This window comes from Aerolutibacter ruishenii, from assembly GCF_007830115.1.
Classification (GTDB): domain Bacteria; phylum Pseudomonadota; class Gammaproteobacteria; order Xanthomonadales; family Xanthomonadaceae; genus Aerolutibacter; species Aerolutibacter ruishenii.
Genome location: NZ_VLKP01000007.1, coordinates 84,344 through 104,135 on the forward strand (window position 1 = coordinate 84,344; position 19,792 = coordinate 104,135).

Consider the following 19,792-nt stretch of genomic DNA (forward strand, 5'->3'; position numbering starts at 1 on the left):
CGACGCCACGCACCGTCGCCGCTGCCGTGCGAGCCACGCCGTCTCATCCGGTGAGTCGCCCTGTGGCTATCCTAGGCGCCACCCTGGATGGCGGACGCATGGCACCCGACGTGACGGCAAACAGCAGCGACAACGACGCCGGGCTGGTGATCTTCCGCGCCAGCCGGCTGGAAGCGCTGGTGTCCCCGTTGCGGGAAATGCTGCGCCAGACCTGTCCCGACTCGGTGCTGGCGCCGCAGACGGTGGTGGCCGCGCACCCCGGCATGAAGCAGTGGCTGACCGGTGCGCTGGCACGCGAGGCCGGTCCGGGCGGCATCGTCGCCAACCTGGAGGTGATCCTGCCCAGCACCTGGCTGGACCGGGTGGCGGGCGAGCGATTGGGTGCGCAGGCGGTGAAGCTGCCGGCCTGGCAGCGCGCGCACCTGCGCTGGACGGTGCACGACCTGCTGCGTCCGGGGCATGCCGTGCCAGGCGTGACCGACACGCGCATCGAACGCTACCTCGCGCCGGCGGCAGGCACCGGGAATGCCGAAGCGGCCCATGCATCCAGTGCCGCCGATGCGGCCCGTCGCCGCTTCCAACTGGCCGACCGCCTGGCGGGCCTGTACTCGCAGTACCTGATCTACCGCTCCGATTGGCTGCGCGCCTGGGAGCGCGGCAAGCTCGATGAGGCCACCGCGCGCACGGCCGACACCGACGCCCGGCGACTGGAATCCGAGTTGCTGGCCCCGCTGTGGCGCGCCCTCAAGGCGCGGCTCGGCGCGCACCGCGCCGATGCCGTGGATGCGCTGGTCACCGCGCTGGAGCACGATGCGGCCCGCGAGCCGTTGCACGTGTTCGGCCTGAGCCACCTGGCGCCGCGAGAGCTGGAGGTGTTGCGTGCGTGGGCGCGCCGCGCACCCGTGTGCCTGTACGTGCCCGACCCCTGCCGCGAGTACTGGGGCGGGCTGGTGCGCCCCGGTCACGTCGATGAACTGCGCGCGTGGACGGCGCAGGAGCAGGCCCGCATCGACAATGCTGGCGTGGGCGACTGGTGCGAGACGCAGGGCCATCCGCTGCTTGCCCGTTGGGGCCGGCTGGGCCAGCACTTCTTCGCCTCCCTGGTCGAAGGCGAGGTTCGCGAGGACATGCGCCACTGGCAGGACGAAGGCGACGACGCGCCCACTCACCGGTTGCAGCGCCTGCAGGCGGGTATCCGCCGCCTGCAACCGTCGCTGCTGGACGAATCCGTGCCGGAGGAGCCACAAGCACGCAAGGCGTGGCAGCAGCACGGCCGCAGTGACGCCAGTCTGCGCCTGCACGCCTGCCATACCCGCCTGCGCGAACTGGAAGTGCTGCGCGACGCGCTGCTCGACGCCGTGGAGCACGAAGGCGTGCGCGCCGGCGGCATCGTGGTCATGGCCCCGGACATCACCGCCTATGCCCCGCTGATCCCCGCCGTATTCGGCGAACCCGGCAGTCCACGCGAACGCGTGTTGCCCTACCACCTCAGCGATGTGCCCATCGCCCGTGCGCACCGGTTGTTCAGCACCTTCACCCGCCTGCTGGACCTGGGCAGCAGCCGCGCCACCACCCCCGAGATCGCCGACCTGCTGGCGGTACCGGAAGTGGCGCTTCGCCTTGGCCTGGGCGGTGATGCGCGCGATGGACTGCTCGGCTGGCTGGAACGCAGCCGCGTGGCCTGGGCGCTGGATGGCACCCACCGCGCCGCCTTCGCCGCGCCGGCCATCGCCGACCATACCTTTGCGTGGGCCATGGACCGCCTGCTTGCCGGCTACGTCATGGCCGACGCGCCCGACGATGCGCGCACCGCCGCGCTCGACCTGCCCGATGGCACCCGCCTGCTGCCGCTGGCCGGCGTGCAGGGCCCGGCCACTTCAAGCCTCGGCGCACTCGACCGGCTGCTGTGCGAACTGCAGCGCTGGCGGGATCTGGCCGGCCGCACGTTGCCCGCATCGGCCTGGGCGGAAGAATTGCAGCAACGCATCGACGCCCTGCTGCGCGCGGATGCGGACGATGGCGATGCCGTCGAGGCGCTCAAGACCATCGGCCGCATCATCGCCCAGCTTGCCGCGGAACCGGCAAAGGCCGACCTCGACCCGCCACTGCATTTCGCCGTGGTGCGCGAACTGCTGCTGGATGCACTCGGCAGCGTGCCCGAGCGCCAGCGCTTCCTGATGGGCGGCATCACCTTCTGCGGCATGGTGCCGCAGCGCGCGATCCCGTTCGACATGGTCTGCGTGCTCGGCCTCAACGACGGCGAATTCCCGCGCAGCCACCGCGACGGCGGCCTGGACCTGATGGCCCGCGTGCGCCGCCTGGGCGACCGCGACGTGCGCAGCGACGACCGCTACCTGTTCCTGGAAACAGTGATGTCCGCGCGCAAGCGCCTGCACCTGAGCTGGATCGGCCAGGACGTGCGCGATGGCAGCGCGCGCAACCCCGCGCCCCCGCTGGCCGAACTGATCACTGCGCTCGATCACGCCGCCGGCACCCAGCAACTTTCGCTGGAACGGGCACACCCGGACCGTCCCTGGTGGGTGTGGCACCCGCTGCAGCCGTTCGACGATCGCTATTTCGATGGCACCGATGCAGCGCTGTACTCCTATTCGCAGCCGTTCGCGCGCCAGGACGGCGGCGGCCACCGCGCCCCGCGCGCCTTCGTTGACGGCGCCGCTGGCGCTCCCGATCCGCTGCCGATGCCGCTGTCGTTGCCGGCGTTCGCGCGCTTCTTCAAGCGCCCGGCCGACGACCTGCTGGCGCGCCGTCTGCAGCTCGACCTTGAAGCACTGGATGGCGAACACCTGCCGGCCAGCGAGCCGCTGGACGAACGCCTGGACCGCCTGGAAACCATCGCCCGCCGCGTGTTCTTCGCCGAAGCGCTGCCCACGGGCTTCGCCGACGACGGCAGCGTGCGCTGGGATGCGGCCTCGCTGCCCGACTGGGTGGCGCATGCCGGCCTGCTGCCGCCGGGCGAACTGGGCCGCATCGCGTGGCGCAACGAGGCCAACGCGGTGCTGGCGCTGCTCGCCGCCGCCGCGGCGCAGGGCGTGGATGGCGGCGCGGCGCGCGCCGGCGGTTCGGTTGAAGTCGATCTTGCGCTGGCGATGGCCAATGGCGACACCGCGCGCGTGCATGGGGTGGTGGAGCACGTGTTTCCGGATCCAGCCAGCGGTGGCCAGGTGTTGTTGCGCGCCTTCCCCAAAGCTGGCCCCGACGCGAAGAAAGCGCTCAAGTCTGTCGATGACCTCGACTATGGCGACCTGGTCCGGATCTTCATCGAGTGGGCCGCATTGCGCCTGCACACCGCGGCGCAGCCTGCACCGCCGCCGATCCGCCTGGCCATGCTCGCGATGAAGGGCGAAGGCTGGGACGGGTTCGGCTGGCAGGCCTGGGACCAGCGCTTCATCGCGCAGCCGCTGGCCCGCGCCGGGATGCTCGATGGCCTGCGTAGTCGCCTCGCTGTGCTGCTGGGCCTGTGGCAACACGCCGCTGCCGAGCCGCCGGTGTACCTGCCGGGCGTGGCGTGGAAAGCGCGGCGTGCGTGGCGCAAGGCGCTGGATGGAGCGAGCGCCGCAGGTGCAGAGCCCGATGCTGCCGTCGCATTGACGGCCGGCGTGCACGGAACGGCCGTTGCCCATACGGACACGAGTCCGGATGCGCAGGCGACTGCAACGCAGGCCGCATGGGTGGCCGCCGCCAAGGTGGCCCACGAGGCCATGGATGGTGGCGGCTGGGGCGGGCAGGGCGGCGGTGTCCGCACCCACGCGCCCGGCTACAACCGCCTGTTGGCACGCGGCACCGAATTCCGGCTGGACGATGACGGGGCGCCTACACCCGAGCTGCAGCGGTTGTTGGCCTACGCCGGGCAACTGCACGATTTGATCCGCCTCGACACGCCGACCACCCCACCGGGACGCATCGATGACTGAAGCACGCGACTGGCGGCAGCTGACGCTACGTGGCAATGGGCGCGCGCTCGTCGAGGCGAGCGCCGGCACCGGCAAGACCTGGACCATCGGCGCGCTGTACCTGCGCCTGCTGCTGGAAACGCGCGACGGCGAACCACCGCTGTCGCCGCGACAGATCGTGGTCGCCACCTACACCAACGCCGCCGCCGACGAACTGCGCCGCCGTCTGCGCACGCGGCTGCTCGACACGCTGGACCTAGCGCTGCGTGGCTTCGATGCCGCCCCCGACCCCCACCACACCGACCTCGACTGGCTGCACGCGCGCTGGCTCGACCGGAAAGCCCGCATCGACGACACCGCGCGCCTGCAACTGGCGTTGGCCGAACTGGACCTGGCGCCGGTCAGCACCCTGCATCGCCTGTGCGCGCGCATCCTTGCCGACCACCCGTTCGCGGCGGGCGCGGCCTTCCGGATGCCGGAGATGGTGGACAGCCGGCAACTGGTCGACGCCCTCGCCGACGACCTGTGGCGGGTGGTCCAGTCGCCAACGCCGCTTCCGCCGGATACCGAACGCGTCCGCGCCGCCGCGCACGCCCTGGCCAAGCCGTTGGTGCGAAAGGACCTGAGCGCGTTGTTGCAGGGCCTCGTCGCGCCGGGCGTCCACGTTCCCGTGCCGGAGGTCGAAGAGGACCACTGGCCCAGCGAGCAGGTGGCACCGCTTCGCCTGCTGGCCCAGGACGATGCCGTGTTGAACAAGAAGGCGGTCCTGCGCCGCCTGCTTGCCCAACTCGCGGAACTGATCGAAACCAAGGGCGATCCGGGTGCCTGGATGGCATCCGAGGACCGCGGCAAACTGGCCGACAACGCGCGGAACCGGACCGGCGTGCTCAAAGCCGCCGTCGACCGCCCCGACGTCATCGCCACACTGGATTTCGCCGCTGCATTCGCCGAACGGCTGCAGGCCTTCCAGACCCACCGCCACGCCCGCTTCCTGTCCGCCGTACAGGCCTGGGCCCGCACCGAACTCGACCGCCGCCTGGCCACCGCGGGCCAGCTGGGCTTCGATGACCTGCTGACCACCGTGCACGCTGCGTTGCAGCCCGCGCCCGACGGCAGCCGCGCGCTGGCCGATGCGTTGTTCGCCACGTGGCCGGTGGCGCTGATCGACGAGTTCCAGGACACCGACCCGGTGCAGTACGGCATCCTCGATGCCATCTACCGCGACAACAACGGCGCGCCCCGCGGCCGCCTTGTGGTGATCGGCGACCCCAAGCAGGCCATCTACCGCTTCCGTGGCGGCGACATCCACACCTACGAGCGCGCGAAGGCCTACGTTGCCGAACAGGACCGGCTCACGCTCGACGTCAACCATCGCTCCTCCGCCGACTATGTCGAAGCGGTCAACCAGTTCTACAACGCCGTGGGCGCGCAGCTGGGCGCGCCTGCGTCGCGCACCTCCATCGCCTTCGAACCGGTGAAGGCCAGCGGACGCCGCGACGCCACGCCCTACCGCGGCCCGGAATCGGCCGGCGAGCACTGTCTGGTGCTGCATCGCGCCGATCCCGACGAGGACGAAGGCGGCGACCTCGACGCCCTGCGCTCGTGCGCCAACCGCATCGCCATCCTGCTCGACCCGGTCGGCGGCCACGCCATCGCCGACGAGGCGCTGCAGGCTTCCGACCTGTGCGTGCTGGTGCCCAACAACTGGCACGCGCGCCGCATGCTCGAACTGCTGCGCGAACGCGGCGTGCCTTGCGTGCAGCGCGGTCGCCACGGTGTGTTCGACGACAACGACGTCGCCACCGACCTGCTGGTGGTGCTGCACGCTGTCATCCATTGCCGCGAACCTGCGCCGCTGCGTGCCGCACTCGCGACCGGGCTGTGGGGTACCGGCTACCAGGCCTTGCGCGCGCTGCGCGATGACACCGCCCGCTGGCAGCAGGAGGTCGTGCGCTTCCACCGCTGGCAGCGCCTGTGGCGCGAGCGCGGCGTGCTGGCGGTGGTCACCGCGTTGATCGACGAAGTCGCGCGCGCGCACCTGGACACCCGCGACGGCCATCGCGTGCTCACCGACCTGCGCCACCTGGGCGAACTGCTGCAGGCGCAGGAAGAGCAGGCCGATGGCCCGGAGTCGGTGCTCAAGTGGATGCAGCAACGCCTCGACGGCGCGAAGAACGGCGACGAGGACGAGGCCGACGCGACGGCCCTGCGCATCGAATCCGACGCGCGCTGCGTGCAGGTCATGACCCTGCACGGTAGCAAGGGCCTGGAGTTCAACCTGGTGATGCTGCCGTTGATGTGGGCGCACCGCGGCAAGCAGAAGCACAACGCCAAGGGCGTGCGCACCCTGTCCGCCGCCGACGGCACCCGTCGCGTGGTGCTGGACGAATCCGGCCGTGCCGAAGTCGAACGCGAGGAGCAGGACGAGCGCTACCGCGTGTTGTACGTCGCCTTGACCCGCGCGGTGCATGCCTGCCACGTATGGCTGGATCCCGCGCTGGACGCGAACGCCAGCGACCCGCTCGCCTCGCCGCTGGCGCTGGCCACGCCACAACTGGACACCTCCACCCTGCACGCACTCGCGGCAGACCGCATCGCCGTGGTGGAAGGCTGGAAAGCGCCGCGCACCACCGTGGCCACGCCGCCCACCCGCGTGCGCACCGGCGACGAAGCCCGCGCATGGCCCGTGCTGCCCGATACTCCGCTGCCGGCGCGCCACAGCTTCACCACGCTCACCGCGCGCCGCCGCGCGTTCGAAGCCGACCCCTGGGCCGCCGCCGGCGACGAACGCGACGTCGCCACCGTTGCCGACGACCTGCCCGTCACCGCCCGCACGCCACACCCCGATCTCGACAGCCTGCTCGGCGTGGCTGGCGCCGACTTCGGCAACGCCGTGCACGGCATCCTCGAGTTACGCGCGCCTGGCCAACCGCTGGCCGCCCACCGCACGCTGATGCTGGAACAGCTGGCCAAGTACAACGTCCGCCACCGCGAGCTCGATGCCGACGCCTTGGCCGACCGGTTGCTGCCGCGCCTGCAGGCCGTCCTCGACACCCGCCTCGATGGCGCCGACCTGCGACTGGCCGCCTTGCCCGCACACGCCCTGCGCGCCGAACTGGAATTCAACTACGCCCTCGATGGCGCCTCGCTCGACCGCCTGCGCGCTGCGTGCGAGCAACTCGGCCATCCCGACCTGATCCCCGCGCGCACGCCCGTCCTCGCCGGCCTGATGAACGGCAAGATCGACCTCGTGTTCGAACATGGCGGCCGTTTCCACGTGCTCGACTGGAAGGGCAACGACCTGGGCGATGGCAGCAGCGCGTGCCTGGAGGATTACGCCCCCGATGCGCTGGAGCGGAAGATGGACGCCACCCGCTACCGCTTCCAGGCACTGCTCTACACCGTGGCCGTCGAGCGTTACCTGCGCGAGCGGTTGGGCGATGCCTACCAGCGCGCCCGCCACCTCGGTGACTGCTGGTACCTGTTCGTGCGCGCCACCGGCCTGCACCTGCCCGATGGCCGCGCGTGCGGCATCTGGCACCATCGCTTCGACGACGCCCTGCTCGACGCCGTGCAAGCCGCGTTGTCCACCGTTGCCGCGCAGGAGGCCGCATGAGCGCCACTGCTCCCCACCACCTTTCCTTCCGCGCCGCGCCCGGGCTGGAGCCGCCTGCCGCCTGGAGCAGCCTCGACCACGCCGTCGCGCGCTGGGTGATCGCCCACGGCGGACCCGTGCCGCTGGCGCAGCTCGCCGGTTGGACCAGCGTGGCCGAGGGGCAGGGCGACGCGGCACAGGTGCTCAGCGCCGAAGGCGCGCAGCGCCTTGGCATGCCCTGGAGCCCAGACCTGCTGGCCCGTGTGCAGGCCTGGGCCGATGACGGCAGCAACGGCTGGGTGCGACATGCCGCCGAATCCGGCCGTCCGGACAGCCCATTTGTCCTTGATGGGGATGCGTTCTTCCTGCGCCGCAATTTCCTCCACGAAATCGCGGTTGCCGATCTGGTGCGCTCGCGTCGCACCCAACCGCAATCACCCTCGGCCCCCATCACCGACGACGACCTGCGCGGCCTGTTCAACGGCAGCTGGCGCGACGAAGAGGTCCCGCAGCGCGCCGCGGTGTCCGCCGCTCCCGGCAAGCGCCTGTTCGTGCTGACCGGCGGCCCCGGCACCGGCAAGACCACCACCGTGCTGCGCATGTTGCTGGCACAGGTGCGCGACCATGGCGCCCGCCACGGGGCCCCGCCCGTGGTGCGCATCGCCGCACCCACCGGCAAGGCCGCGCAACGCCTCACCGAAGCGTTGCGCACCGGCAGCCGAGACCTGCACGAGCGCCCGCCCCACCGCCAGGACGATGTCTGGCAGCCCCTGCCCACTGCGTGGCGGCCACACCTGGCCGCGATCGAAACCGCCGAATCCGGCACGTTGCATCGACTGCTCGGCAGTCGCGGTGGGCAGGGGGGCTTCTCGCACCATCGCGGCCACCGCCTGCCGGCGGACATCGTGGTGGTGGACGAAGCGTCGATGATCGACCTGGCCCTGCTGCGCGCCCTGCTCGAAGCCCTGCGCGACGATGCCGCACTCGTCCTGGTGGGCGATGCCGACCAGCTGACCTCCGTCGGCACCGGTTCCGTGCTCGCCGACCTCGTGGCTGCATTGGAAACGCAAGGTGGCGATGACCTGGTGCGCCTACGCCACTGCTTTCGCGCCGACCGCGCGCTGGTGCCGATCAACGACGCCATACGCGATGGCGATGCGCATGCCTTCGAGGCCGCGTGGAACGCTGCCGGCGGACAGGCGTCGCGCCACGCGCCGGTGGATCGCCGCACCCTGGATCCGTTGTTGTCCGACTGGGCGACGCGGGTGGAGCGCGCACTTGTCGATGCAGGTGCCTTCGACGTCCTGCCCGCCGCTGACGGTGCCGCCGGCCTGCGCGCCATGAACGCGCTACGCGCGCAGCAACTGCTGTGTGCGTTGCGCGAAGGACCTTTCGGCGCGGTGGACGTCAACGCGCGCATCGAACACCACCTGCGGCGCAACGATGCGCTCGTCGATTGGGTCGATGGCGCGTGGTATCCCGGCAGGGCGGTGATGATCACGCGCAACGACTACGCCAGCGGCCTGTTCAATGGCGACGTGGGCCTGTGCCTGCGAGTACGTACGGCCGATGGCCGGGACATGCTGCGCGTCGCCTTCGAGGCCGCTGCCAGCACGACCAGCGACGCTCCCGCATTGCGCTGGTTCGACCCGGACGTGTTGCCCGCCCACGAAGGCGCCTTCGCATTGACCGTGCACAAGAGCCAGGGCTCCGAGTATGCGCACGTGGCGCTGCTGCTGCCGCCGGTGGCGGAGCACCCGCTGCTGGTGCGGCAGATGCTGTACACCGGCCTGTCGCGCGCGCGGCACAGCGTCGCGCTGTGGAGCGGCGGCGACGCGGTTGCGGCATGCCTGGCCAACGCACTGGTGCGCGCGGGACGGTTGCGCCAGCGCTTGGCTGGCTGTCGCGATACAAATGGCGTCTGCATGCACACGGGAGATGACTGATGCCCCGCCTGGGTCCATTCCTGCAGCTTTCGCGCGACCACCACAACGCACTGGTGCTCGCCCGTAGCGTGGCCGGCATGCCGTCGTCTGCCCCGGTGGACGTCCTGCAGGCGATGAACTTGCGCATCGCCCAGTACTGGCAAACGGAAATGCGGGCGCACTTCCAACAGGAGGAGGCGATCCTGGCGCAGTATCCCGACGCGTTGCCGCGGGTGCTGCAGCAACGCCTGCTCGACGATCACCTCGTGCTGGCCGAAGGCGCACGACGGGCCGAAGCCCTGTCCCTGGACGAACCCGCATTGCGCGCGTGGGGCGAGCGGCTTGCAACCCATGTCCGCATGGAGGAGCGCGAGTGTTTCCCGGTGATGCAGGCGGCGTTGGGGCTGGGTTGACGGCTGTCCCGCCTGGCAGGCACAAAAAACCCCGCAAGTCCGCGGGGTTGAATGTTCGTCTGCGACTCGACCGACTGGTGGCTATGGGTGGACTCGAACCACCGACCCCAGCATTATGAGTGCTGTGCTCTAACCGGCTGAGCTACATAGCCAGGGAGCCGCAGATCCCGCCGCAGTCGCGGCGAGCCGCAAATTGTGCGGATCCTAGCGGGCAATGTCAATTCAAGGGCCCGCCGGGGCCGGCTTGTCCTGCGCCACCCCTCGTGGCAGAGTCGGGGACAGAGACGCAAGTCACCCATATCAGGAGTCCGCATCGTGATCGATCCGGACGGCTACAGGCCCAATGTCGGCATCATCCTGATGCATCCGGACGGCCGTCTGTTCTGGGCGCGCCGCGTGCATCGCGACGGCTGGCAGTTCCCGCAGGGCGGGATGAACACCGACGAGACGCCGCTCGAGGCGATGTACCGCGAGTTGCGCGAGGAGACCGGGTTGCTGCCCGAGCACGTCGAAGTGCTGGGCGCTACCCCCGGCTGGCTGCGTTATCGGCTGCCGCAACGCTCCATCCGCCGCCACGACCGCCTGGTCTGCATTGGCCAGAAGCAGGTGTGGTTCCTGCTGCGGCTGATGGGGGCGGAGTCGGATCTGCGACTGGACCTGACCGACAAACCCGAGTTCGATCACTGGCGTTGGGTGGATTTCTGGTATCCGGTCGAGCATGTGGTCATGTTCAAGCGCGGGGTCTACGCCAGCGCGCTGCATCACCTGGCCCCGGTGGCGCGCCGCATCGCCGGCCCAGCGGCGGTGCCCGATCCGTGCGGCCTGCCTGGCCTGGCCCGACCCGTGGGCCGTCCGCGCCCACACCCCCGGCCACAGACGGGGGGCGCGCCGGGTCGTGGCGGTGGCGCTGGTTCAGCTTCCAATAATTGACAATCATTCTCATTCGTGTTCCCCTGTGCACGCAGCCAATCGGGCTGTCTGCCAGCCGAATGCCACCGTGTACGTCTGCATCTGCAACGGGGTCACCGACCACGACATCCGCCAGGCCGCCGAGGCCGGCTGCCGCACGATGGCCGAGCTGACCATGCGCACCGGCGCCGGCTCCACCTGTGGCAGCTGCATCGAGATGGCCAGCGCGATCCTCGACGAGACCCACGCCCGGCTGGCGCTGCCGCTGCCGGTGCTCCGACAGGCGGCGTGACAGCCGCTCGGCGGCCCGTCGAGCGCCGCTGATCCGCGTCCGCGTCCGCACCCGGTTCGCGTTCCTGCCTGAAGGGCGCAAAACGGGCTAAAGTGCCCCATTGCCATGCAAACGGAGCACCGCGATGAAGGGTGACGCCAAGGTCATCGAGTTCCTCAACAAGGCGCTCTTCAACGAGCTGACCGCCATCAACCAGTACTTCCTGCACGCCAAGATGCTGAAGAACTGGGGCCTGAAGGAGCTCGCCGAGCACGAGTACCACGAATCCATCGACGAGATGAAGCACGCCGACAAGCTGTCGGATCGCATCCTGTTCCTCGATGGCCTGCCCAACTTCCAGGCGCTGGGCAAGCTGAAGATCGGCGAAACCCCGCGTGAAGTGCTCAGCTGCGACCTCGCGCTGGAGCTTGAGGGCGTGCCGCTGCTGCGCGAAGCCATCAAGTACTGCGAAACGGTCAGCGATTACGTCAGCCGCCAGTTGTTCGCCGACATCCTCGACTCCGAGGAAGAGCACATCGACTGGATCGAGACCCAACTGTCGCTGATGGATCGCGTGGGCGACCAGAACTACCTGGCGATGAAGATGGAAAGCTGATTTTCCCGGGTCAACGCCGTCCAGCGAAGCGCCACCTTGCGGTGGCGTTTTAGTTTGGTTCCGGGATTTGCCCGTTCGCGGGGCGTGGCGGGTCGCTCGCGCGCCAGCGCGCCAAGCCGGACCTCGAAGGCCAGTTGATTTTCAGCCCGTCCGTACCCTCGGCGCCCGCCGGAACAGCTTTCGCCACACCCACCACAGCACCAGCGCGAACGCGACGGTCAGCACCACCACGATCGACAGCGCCACCCACGGATAGGCGAACACCAGCCCCAGCCCGCTCACCACCGCCACGTCCTCGGTGACCGAGGCGGTCCAGTTGCTGACCGGCTCAGGGGAGGTGTTGAGCAGCGCGCGCGAGCCGGCCTTCAGCAGGTGGCTGGTCAGCGCCACGCCCGCGCCGGTGGCCAGGGCGCCGGCGCCCAGTTCGCCGCTGTCGCCGCCCAGCGTGGCGGCGGCCAGGAACGCGCCGGCCGGTACCCGCAGCAGGGTGTGCAGCAGGTCCCAGCCCGAGTCCACGCCGGGGATCTTGTCGGCGAAGAACTCGGCGGTGGCCAGTGCCCCCGAGACCCCGATCACCCACGGCGAGGCAGTCACTTCCAACGCCTGCGGCAGGTCCAGCCAGCCGAAAAAGCCGGCCAGGCCCACGCCAAACACGGTCAGGTACACGCGGATGCCGGCCAGCCAGGCCAGCACCACCCCAATTGCGAACAGGTGCGCATCGGTCATGTCGTGATCCGGCTAGACTGTTGGCTGCAGTATAGGAGTGCGGCGTTCGCAGCGCGCTCACGGGGATTCGATGATCAGCAAGCCGCCACCGCCGCGTTACGTGGTCACCCAGCAGCGCCCGGGCCGGCGGGGCTGGGCGTGGGCGGGACTGGCGATGGCCTGGGTGGCGTCGCTGGGCGTTGCCTGGTGGTGGGCCTCCATGTCTGCCGCGCCGCGCCTGCCGGTGGTCAGCGCCGCGCTGGATGAGACCCGCAATCGGCTGGGCGTGGTGCAGGGCGAATTGGAGGACCTGCGCCAGCGCGAGGCCACGTTGTCACGCTCCGACCAGATCAGCCGCGCCGCCAACCAGGAGGTGCAGGTGGCCCTGGCCGAGCGCGATGAGCAGCTCGCGCAACTGCGCGCCGACCTGGCCTTCTACGAGCGGCTGGTCGGCCCCGGTGCCAAGGCGCAACCGCTGAACGTGCATTCGGTGGCCATTGGCCCCGAGGCCCCGGGCAGCTGGCAGTACGAGGTGGTGCTGACCCAGAGCCTCAACCGCGAAGGCGTGACCCAGGGCCAGTTGCAACTGCGCATCGAAGGCATGCGCGGCGGCCGGCCGGCCACGCTTGGCTGGTCGGAGCTGTCGCCGGGGCGCCAGCCGCAGGCCTTTTCCTTCCGCTATTTCCAGCGGCTCAAGGGCAGCGTGAGCCTGCCGCCTGGCTTCACCCCGCAGCGCGTCCGCGTGGACGTGCGCGGCGGCGGCGTGGCCCTGGAGCAGAGCTTTGGCTGGAACGATATTTCCTCTACCGGAACCACCTGAATGAAGTTCAAGAGCAAACCGGCGTCGGTGCCGGACGGCCAGGTCGACACACTGGTCGGCCCGCAGATGACCATTCGCGGTGACCTGCAGTTCAGTGGCGGGCTGTACGTGGAAGGCCGCATCTTCGGCAAGGTGGTGGCTGAGGAAGGCAAGCCCGCCATGCTGACTTTGGCCGAGAACGGCAGCATCGAGGGCGAGATCCGCGTCCCGGTGGTGGTGCTCAATGGTCGCTTTGATGGCGATGTCCATGCCGAGGAACGGGTGGAACTGGCGGCCAAGGCCCAGGTGCGTGGCAACGTGTACTACAAGGTGGTGGAGATGGCCGCCGGGGCGATGCTGACGGGTCGCTTGATCCACGCTGACTCCACGCTCGACGAGGCACGGCAGGAGGCTGCGGCCGTAGTAGGCTGACCGCTTCTCCGGACTTCCGGGAGCGGTCATGGAAGCCAGCCCAACCCCCTCCAGCGCCGCTGGCAGCCCGATACCCCCCGCGCGCGGTCCCCGCGCGCGTTACGTGCTGGCGCTACTGGTCGCCATCGCCCTGCTGTTTGGTCTGTGGGGCGCTTGGCGCGTGTTCGCGCCCTCCAGCAGCGACACGCGGGGCCGGCTCGCCGCCACCGAGCGACAACTGGCCGTGGCCAAGGCGTACATCGAGGAGCGGGAGCAACAGATCGCGACCCTCAAACGCTCCGACCAGATCAGCCGCGACGCCAACCGCGACCTGCAGGGCGCACTGGCCGAACGCGAAGAGGAGATCGCCGGCCTGCGTGCCGACGTGGCCTTCTACGAGCGCCTGGTGGGAGCCACCGGTCAGCGTCGTGGCCTCAGCGTGCATGCGCTGCGCCTGCAGGCGCAGGGCCCGGATGCGTGGCATTTCGCCACCACCCTGACCCAGAACCTCAACCGTGGCGCGGTCAGCACCGGGCAGATGACGCTGGCGGTGGAAGGCACCCAGGCCGGCAAGCTGCGCAAGCTGGCCTGGAGCGACCTGCGCCGGCAGCCGAAGGCCCCTGGCGTGGCCTACTCGTTCAAGTACTTCGAGCAGGTGGAAGGCGACGTGTTCCTGCCGGCCGGCTTCACCCCGGTCCGGGTGGAGGTGCGGTTGCAGCCGCGTTCGGGCGGCTCGGTCACCGAATCCTTCACGTGGGCCGATGCCACCCGCGACAGCACTGCCGCCGCGCCCTGAGCGGCACGCGCTTCGCCCGCTTTCGACCCGCGGGCTGCGGCGCAGGATCAGCCCCCATGGGTTGAATGCGCGCTGCTCGCCCCCCACCATGGACACATGGACATCATTTCCCCCGAGTCCCTCCTGGCGCCGGATTACCAGTCGCTGGATCGCCCGTTGCAGTTCAGCGCCGCCGCGGCCGCCAAGGTGCGTGAGCTGGTGGCCGAAGAGGGCAACCCCGACCTGAAGCTGCGCGTATACATCCAGGGTGGCGGTTGCTCGGGTTTCCAGTACGGCTTCGAGTTCGACGAGGCGCAGGCCGAGGACGACCTGGCCGTGCGCACCGACGGCATGACCCTGCTGGTGGACCCGCTCAGCCTGCAGTACCTGATGGGTGCCGAAGTGGATTACACCGAGAGCCTGCACGGCGCGCAGTTCGTGATCCGCAACCCCAACGCCAAGACCACCTGCGGCTGCGGCTCGTCGTTCTCGACGTGACTGTGGCCGGCGCGCCGTTCGCGTTCATCGATGGCGGCGACCCCGCTGGCCGCGTGGCGCCAGCGGCGCTCGACCGTGCGGACCACCTGCGCGATGACGCCGATGCTTTGGCTGCGCTGTGGCCCCGCGCGCACGTGATCGTGCTGGATGAGCAGGGCCACGCCCTGGCCGATGCCGACCATGCGCCCCTGTTGCCGACCGGCGCCGAGATCACTGGTGGTCCCGGTGGCGTCGGCGCGGCCGCCTTCCTCGGCCTGGACCCCGAAGGCGTGGCCTGGTTTTCGCTGGACGCGGCGCTGACCGCGTGGGAAGCGCCGTCTCGCATCGACCTGCGTGGCGCGGCCGCCACCTGGCCGCTGCGCGAGGCCGCGGTGTTCGCCGAGGCGCGCGCGTTGCAGCACTGGCGTGCGCGACACCGCTACTGCGGCGTCTGCGGCGGCGAGGTCAGCCGCTCGCGCGCCGGTTGGCTGGGGCGCTGCACCCAGTGCAACACCGAACACTACCCGCGCACCGATCCCGCGGTGATCGTCGCCGTGAGCGATGGCGAACGCCTGCTGCTCGGCCGGCAGGCCAGTTGGCCGCCGCGCCGCTACTCGCTGATCGCCGGCTTTGTCGAGCCGGGCGAATCGCTGGAGCAGACGGTGGTGCGCGAGGTGGCCGAAGAGACCGGCGTGCGCGTGCAGGCCTGCCACTATGCTGCGTCGCAGCCGTGGCCGTTCCCCTCGGCGCTGATGCTCGGGTTCACCGCGCTGGCCACTCCGGACGAGCCGCGCGTGAACGATGAACTGGAGGACGCGCGCTGGTTCAGCCTGGACGAAGTGCGCGCCGCGCAGCAGCGGCGCCACGACGACGCCGGTGATGGTCTGCTGCTGTCGCCGCGCATTTCGATTGCGCGCTGGTTGATCGATGCCTGGGTGGATTCGAAGTCGACGCCCACCTGATGGACCGGTGGGGGGCATGACGGCGTTGCCGTCGCTGGCAATGCCACCGGGCTAGAATCGGACGGGGCCTCAGCCGGGCCGAAGGAGACGCCATGTCCGTCACCCTGATCGCCGTGGTCATCGCGTTGTTGCTGGGGCATCTGGCACAGCCATTCGTGGCCGCGCTGCGCCAGTACGACTGGTACAGCGACTGGCTGCGCTGGCTGTCCACCCGCTTTGGCGAAGGCAGTGCGTGGCGCGGGCGTTACGGCATCGCCATCGCACTGCTGCCGCCGTTGCTGGTGGTCGCGCTGTTCCAGTTGGCGCTGGATGCACCGCTGCTGGGCCTGGTCGGCCTGCTGTTCGCGGTGGCGGTGCTGGTGTACGCGTGGGGTCCGCGCGACCTGGACGTGGACGTGGATGCGATCACCGCCGCGACGGACCCGGTGGCGCGGCGCGAAGCCGCGGCCCGTCTGTGGCCGGCCGGGCAGGAACCGTCGATGGACGGCGGATCGCTGGTCGAGGCGGTGTTCCGCAATGCCTTGCGGCGCTGGTTTGGCGTGTTGTTCTGGTTCCTGCTGCTGGGGCCGGTGGGCGCGCTGCTCTATCGCCTGGCGGTCCTGGCGGTGGAAGGCGAGGCGGCCGCGCAGGTGCCTGCGGCGACCGCGGACGGAGCGCGCCGCGTGCTGGCCCTGCTGGACTGGCCGGTGGCGCAGTTGATGACGCTGGCGCTGGCCCTGGTCGGCAACTTCGACACGGTGCTGGCGGCGTGGCGCGAGTCCGGGGGTGCATCGATGTCGCTGGACAACCGCTTCCTGGGCGCGGTGGCGCGCGCGAGCGTGCGCAGCGAACTGGTCGAGGAAGCCAGTGATTACGCCGACGAGAATGGCGTGGTGCCGGCGCGCTACATGGCGGTGGCGGCGGACCTGCCGGAGCTGCGCGATGCGATGAGCCTGGTGTGGCGCTGCCTGCTGGTGTGGTTGGCGGTGCTGGCGCTGTTTGTCATTGCGGGGTGGGTGAGCTAAGCGGCATCACCGCGTAGCTGACGCACTTTGGCTTCAAGCACCTCCGCCGAAGCAGCGGCGGGATCCAACGGCGGATCGGCCACCACCTGCACGTGCGCACGGAAGCGGCGTGGCACGCGCATGCGGCCCAGGCGGCTGTCGCGGCGGCTCCACATGCTGGTCCACATGCCGCGCAGCGCCATGGGCACCACCGGCACCGGGCGGCGTTCGAGGATGCGCTCCACGCCCGACTTGAACGCGGCGATCTCGCCGTCGCGGGTCAGCGCACCTTCGGGGAAGATGCCTACGATCTGGCCGTCGGCCAGGGCCGCGTCGACCTCATCGAAAGCGCGCTGCATGATCGCCGGATCCTCGCGTGCGCCAGCGATGGGAATGGCCTTCGCAGTGCGGAAGATCCAGCGCATCACCGGGATGTTGAAGATCTTGTAATACATGACGAAGCGCACCGGTCGCGGGATGCTGGCGGCCAAAATCAGCGCGTCCATGTAGCTGACGTGGTTGCACACGATCAGGGCCGGTCCTTCGTCGGGCACGTTGGCCTCGACCCCACGCACGCGCAGGCGGTACAGCGAGCGCACCAGCACCCAGCTCAGGAACCGCATCAGGAACTCGGGCACGAGGGTGAAGATCCACAGCGCCACCAGCGTGTTGGCCACGGCCAACGCGAGGAACAGTTGCGGGATCGTCAGGCCGGGCATCGGAATGCGCACGCCGCCGAGTTGCAGCGCTGACATCTGCAGCAGCACGCCCAACACCGCGGCCAGCACCACGAAGCCGGAGTTCTGGATGTTGAGCCCGGCGATCACCCGCGCGATTTCACCGCGCGGGGTACGGCTCTGGATCAGCGCGAACAACGGCACCACGAAGAAGCCGGTGAACAGGCCCACGCCGGTCAGGTCCAGCACGATCCGCCAACTGCCGGACTGCTGCAGGAAGCCCGCCACGTCCAGCCCAGTAGCCGGCGGCGCGCCGGTGCGGGCGAAGTACAGGTCGAACAGGAACGCGCTCATGCCGAACGCGCCCAACGGCACCAGGCCGATTTCCACCGTGCGCGCCGACAGCTTCTCGCACAGCAGCGAGCCCAGTCCGGTGCCCACCGAGAACAGCGCCAGCACGAACAGGTACAGCGTTTCCGCACCGCCCAGGTTGACCTCGGCATAGGTGGGCAACTGCGCGGTGAGCATGGTACCGACGAACCAGAACCATGACACGCCCAGCACCGCGTTGCGCACCGCCGGTTGCTTCTTCGCCAGGCGCAGTACCGCGCGTGATTCGGGAATGGGGTTGAGGTTGATCTTCAGGTCCGGCGCGCCGGCCTCAGCGCGCGGGATCAGGCGACTGACCAGGTTGCCGGTGATCGCCAGCGCGACGATGGCGGTGGCCGCAACGACGGGCCCCTGGTCGCCGGCCAGCTTGAAGATCAGGCCACCGGCGATCATGCCGGTGAGGATGGAGATGGACGTGCCCATCTCCACCAGGCCGTTGCCACCGGTGAGCTCCTCGGGCTTGAGCACCGACGGCAGCAGCGAATACTTCACCGGCCCGAACAGCGTGGACTGCACGCCGGTGAGGAACAGCGCGACCAGCAGCAGCGCCATGTTCTGGGTCAGGAAGCCGATCGCCGCCAGCGACATTATCCCGATCTCCATCGCCGTGGTGATGCGGATCAGCCGCGACTTCTCCAGCTTCTCGGCGATCTGTCCGGCGGTGGCGGAGAACAGGAAATACGGCAGGATGAACAGCGCCGGGGCCAGGTTGGTGTACAGCGTGCGCTGCTCGGGCGACACGCCCAGCCAGAACAGCAGGCCGATGATGGCCTGGCGGTAGACATTGTCGTTGAAGGCACCCAGCGACTGCACCACGAAGAACGGCAGGAAGCGCCGCTGGCGCAGCAGGCCGAACTGGCTGTGGGTGACGGCTCCATCCGGAGCGGTGTGCGATTGCGGCTTCGACTCGTCCTGCGTCATGCATCCCCCGGGGTTTGGCGGGAGCCTAGCAGACGTCGGGCGCTGGATTGTCGGCTATCGCGACGCACCGGGCTTCCGTCAGCCGTTGGCCCCGCGATGGTGCCGTGCGGCGAGATGAAGCGGGACGGATTGGTCAACGTGTGCCGTACGAGATGGGGGGCTCATGTACCGCGCTTCCGGGCCCATGCAGGTGACGACGCAGCCATGCCGCGAATCCAACCTCATCCACGCTGCCTTCGGCCAGCGAGAGCATCGCGATGTATTTTTCTTCCTCGCTCGCCACCAGCTCCGCGCCATTGAGTGCCAAGAACGCGCGATAGCAGACGTGCGCGGTGCGCTTGTTGCCATCCACGAACGGGTGGTTGCGGGCAATGCCGTACGCGAGGCTGGCGGCCAGCGCCGCGAGGTCGGGCGGCGGATCGCCGTAGGCCTGCAGTTGCTGCGGCCGCGCCAGCGCGGAGTCCAGCAGCGCCTCGTCACGCACTCCACCGCCGCCGCCGTGCTCGGCCAACTGCCGGTCGTGAATGGCCAGCGCCAGCGTCCTGCTGATCCAGACGATCATGGCGCGCGCCTCACTGGGCCAGTTTGTGCAGCACGGCGCGGTCCTCGCGCATGATGCGCTCGGCCACCTCCATCTGCGCCGCCAACTCCGGATCGAACGCGGTCAGCTTGATGCCGTCGGGCGTCTCCAGCACGTACAGCTCATCGCCCTTGTCCACGCGCAGGCGGGCCAGCAGCTCCTTGGGCAGGATCAGGCCGGCGGAATTGCCGATGGTGGTGATCTTGAGCTTCATGGGGGCGTCAGGGAGGAGTCGCGTTATAACCAACGTTATACCTGTCATCGAGCGGACGCAAGTCGCCCGGCGCCGATGTGCGCGGCCTGATCGCGGCGCCTCTGGTCGTAGTCGAAGAGGTGGACGTAGTTGCGCCTGCGCCCCATGGTCCCTGACAGGGCCCGCGTATGCGCTTGCGAGCGTAAAGCGTTCGCGAGCGAGCGCCCGAAATGCACCCCGTGCCGACGGTCGCTGAGGCTATTTCCGCTTCGGGCCCAG

General features: G+C 69.7%; 16 protein-coding genes, 1 tRNA gene and 1 pseudogene. 13 read left to right on the plus strand and 5 right to left on the minus strand.

What is annotated here, in order from left to right; genetic code table 11:
- The first annotated feature begins 98 nt into the window (after positions 1–98).
- The 4 genes from recC to IP93_RS09355 are packed head-to-tail and all read left to right on the plus strand — an operon-like array spanning position 99 to position 9,844.
- Entirely contained in the window at positions 99–3,932 is a 3,834-nt protein-coding gene (gene recC / locus IP93_RS09340) for an exodeoxyribonuclease V subunit gamma (RefSeq protein ID WP_144814876.1), read from the plus strand.
- Positions 3,925–7,527: a UvrD-helicase domain-containing protein gene (locus tag IP93_RS09345; protein ID WP_144814878.1), complete on the plus strand. Its 3,603-nt coding sequence runs from the start codon at positions 3,925–3,927 to the stop codon at positions 7,525–7,527. Before recC ends, IP93_RS09345 begins: the two co-directional genes overlap by 8 nt.
- Positions 7,524–9,452, plus strand: a complete 1,929-nt coding sequence (recD, locus tag IP93_RS09350) for an exodeoxyribonuclease V subunit alpha (protein WP_144814880.1) — start codon at positions 7,524–7,526, stop codon at positions 9,450–9,452. Before IP93_RS09345 ends, recD begins: the two co-directional genes overlap by 4 nt.
- Positions 9,452–9,844, plus strand: a complete 393-nt coding sequence (locus IP93_RS09355) for a hemerythrin domain-containing protein (protein ID WP_144814882.1) — start codon at positions 9,452–9,454, stop codon at positions 9,842–9,844. The genes recD and IP93_RS09355 overlap by 1 nt, the downstream gene beginning before the upstream one ends.
- A 75-nt stretch (positions 9,845–9,919) precedes the next feature.
- Here the strand turns inward: IP93_RS09355 and IP93_RS09360 are convergent.
- A tRNA-Met gene (locus IP93_RS09360) sits at positions 9,920–9,996 on the minus strand.
- Between the two features lie 163 nt (positions 9,997–10,159).
- On the opposite strand from IP93_RS09360, the gene IP93_RS09365 reads away from it, so the two are divergent.
- The 3 genes from IP93_RS09365 (at position 10,160) to bfr (ending at position 11,640) form a co-directional block, all read left to right on the plus strand.
- Positions 10,160–10,774: an RNA pyrophosphohydrolase gene (locus tag IP93_RS09365; RefSeq protein ID WP_144814884.1), complete on the plus strand. Its 615-nt coding sequence runs from the start codon at positions 10,160–10,162 to the stop codon at positions 10,772–10,774.
- Positions 10,775–10,841: 67 nt separating this feature from the next.
- Positions 10,842–11,045, plus strand: a complete 204-nt coding sequence (locus tag IP93_RS09370; protein WP_144814887.1) for a bacterioferritin-associated ferredoxin — start codon at positions 10,842–10,844, stop codon at positions 11,043–11,045.
- A 124-nt stretch (positions 11,046–11,169) separates the two neighbouring features.
- Complete coding sequence (gene bfr / locus IP93_RS09375; RefSeq protein ID WP_144814888.1) at positions 11,170–11,640, plus strand: bacterioferritin; 471 nt, start codon at positions 11,170–11,172, stop codon at positions 11,638–11,640.
- Between the two features lie 141 nt (positions 11,641–11,781).
- Here bfr and IP93_RS09380 read toward each other — a convergent pair whose 3' ends face one another.
- Positions 11,782–12,366 (minus strand): DUF4126 domain-containing protein, encoded by a 585-nt coding sequence (locus IP93_RS09380; protein WP_144814891.1) that lies wholly within the window; start codon positions 12,364–12,366, stop codon positions 11,782–11,784.
- A gap of 70 nt (positions 12,367–12,436) precedes the next feature.
- On the opposite strand from IP93_RS09380, the gene IP93_RS09385 reads away from it, so the two are divergent.
- From IP93_RS09385 to IP93_RS09410, 6 genes and pseudogenes are all read left to right on the plus strand, one after another.
- The gene (locus tag IP93_RS09385; RefSeq protein WP_242006826.1) at positions 12,437–13,165 is read left to right on the plus strand and encodes a DUF6776 family protein; all 729 of its coding nucleotides are present in this window, start codon (positions 12,437–12,439) and stop codon (positions 13,163–13,165) included.
- Positions 13,166–13,525 (plus strand): annotated as a pseudogene (locus IP93_RS09390) (bactofilin family protein); the annotation flags it as partial. It lies immediately after the preceding gene.
- A gap of 79 nt (positions 13,526–13,604) precedes the next feature.
- Positions 13,605–14,351 (plus strand): DUF6776 family protein, encoded by a 747-nt coding sequence (locus tag IP93_RS09395; RefSeq protein WP_144814896.1) that lies wholly within the window; start codon positions 13,605–13,607, stop codon positions 14,349–14,351.
- 96 nt (positions 14,352–14,447) lie between these two features.
- Positions 14,448–14,828 (plus strand): iron-sulfur cluster insertion protein ErpA, encoded by a 381-nt coding sequence (gene erpA, locus IP93_RS09400; RefSeq protein WP_144814898.1) that lies wholly within the window; start codon positions 14,448–14,450, stop codon positions 14,826–14,828.
- A gap of 26 nt (positions 14,829–14,854) precedes the next feature.
- On the plus strand, positions 14,855–15,769 hold the full coding sequence (gene nudC, locus IP93_RS09405; protein WP_144815112.1) for an NAD(+) diphosphatase: 915 nt from the start codon (positions 14,855–14,857) through the stop codon (positions 15,767–15,769).
- A 92-nt stretch (positions 15,770–15,861) separates the two neighbouring features.
- The gene (locus IP93_RS09410) at positions 15,862–16,773 is read left to right on the plus strand and encodes a hypothetical protein (protein WP_144814900.1); all 912 of its coding nucleotides are present in this window, start codon (positions 15,862–15,864) and stop codon (positions 16,771–16,773) included.
- Here the strand turns inward: IP93_RS09410 and IP93_RS09415 are convergent.
- The 3 genes from IP93_RS09415 to IP93_RS09425 all read right to left on the minus strand — a co-directional run bounded on the left by IP93_RS09415 (position 16,770) and on the right by IP93_RS09425 (position 19,534).
- Positions 16,770–18,740 (minus strand): MFS transporter, encoded by a 1,971-nt coding sequence (locus IP93_RS09415; RefSeq protein ID WP_144814903.1) that lies wholly within the window; start codon positions 18,738–18,740, stop codon positions 16,770–16,772. The genes IP93_RS09410 and IP93_RS09415 overlap by 4 nt on opposite strands.
- A 133-nt stretch (positions 18,741–18,873) precedes the next feature.
- Positions 18,874–19,302 (minus strand): type II toxin-antitoxin system death-on-curing family toxin, encoded by a 429-nt coding sequence (locus IP93_RS09420; RefSeq protein WP_144814906.1) that lies wholly within the window; start codon positions 19,300–19,302, stop codon positions 18,874–18,876.
- A gap of 10 nt (positions 19,303–19,312) precedes the next feature.
- Positions 19,313–19,534: an AbrB/MazE/SpoVT family DNA-binding domain-containing protein gene (locus tag IP93_RS09425; RefSeq protein ID WP_144814908.1), complete on the minus strand. Its 222-nt coding sequence runs from the start codon at positions 19,532–19,534 to the stop codon at positions 19,313–19,315.
- Between the last annotated feature and the right edge of the window lie 258 nt (positions 19,535–19,792).

What these genes read in the sequence shown, in the direction of transcription:
- recC (WP_144814876.1), top strand. Translation starts at nt 99, where the DNA reads ATGGCACCCGACGTGACGGCAAACAGCAGCGACAACGACGCCGGGCTG.
- IP93_RS09345 (WP_144814878.1), top strand. Translation starts at nt 3,925, where the DNA reads ATGACTGAAGCACGCGACTGGCGGCAGCTGACGCTACGTGGCAATGGG.
- recD (WP_144814880.1), top strand. Translation starts at nt 7,524, where the DNA reads ATGAGCGCCACTGCTCCCCACCACCTTTCCTTCCGCGCCGCGCCCGGG.
- IP93_RS09355 (WP_144814882.1), top strand. Translation starts at nt 9,452, where the DNA reads ATGCCCCGCCTGGGTCCATTCCTGCAGCTTTCGCGCGACCACCACAAC.
- bfr (WP_144814888.1), top strand. Translation starts at nt 11,170, where the DNA reads ATGAAGGGTGACGCCAAGGTCATCGAGTTCCTCAACAAGGCGCTCTTC.
- IP93_RS09380 (WP_144814891.1), bottom strand. Translation starts at nt 12,366, where the DNA reads ATGACCGATGCGCACCTGTTCGCAATTGGGGTGGTGCTGGCCTGGCTG.
- IP93_RS09385 (WP_242006826.1), top strand. Translation starts at nt 12,437, where the DNA reads ATGATCAGCAAGCCGCCACCGCCGCGTTACGTGGTCACCCAGCAGCGC.
- IP93_RS09395 (WP_144814896.1), top strand. Translation starts at nt 13,605, where the DNA reads ATGGAAGCCAGCCCAACCCCCTCCAGCGCCGCTGGCAGCCCGATACCC.
- erpA (WP_144814898.1), top strand. Translation starts at nt 14,448, where the DNA reads ATGGACATCATTTCCCCCGAGTCCCTCCTGGCGCCGGATTACCAGTCG.
- IP93_RS09410 (WP_144814900.1), top strand. Translation starts at nt 15,862, where the DNA reads ATGTCCGTCACCCTGATCGCCGTGGTCATCGCGTTGTTGCTGGGGCAT.
- IP93_RS09415 (WP_144814903.1), bottom strand. Translation starts at nt 18,740, where the DNA reads ATGACGCAGGACGAGTCGAAGCCGCAATCGCACACCGCTCCGGATGGA.
- IP93_RS09420 (WP_144814906.1), bottom strand. Translation starts at nt 19,302, where the DNA reads ATGATCGTCTGGATCAGCAGGACGCTGGCGCTGGCCATTCACGACCGG.
- IP93_RS09425 (WP_144814908.1), bottom strand. Translation starts at nt 19,534, where the DNA reads ATGAAGCTCAAGATCACCACCATCGGCAATTCCGCCGGCCTGATCCTG.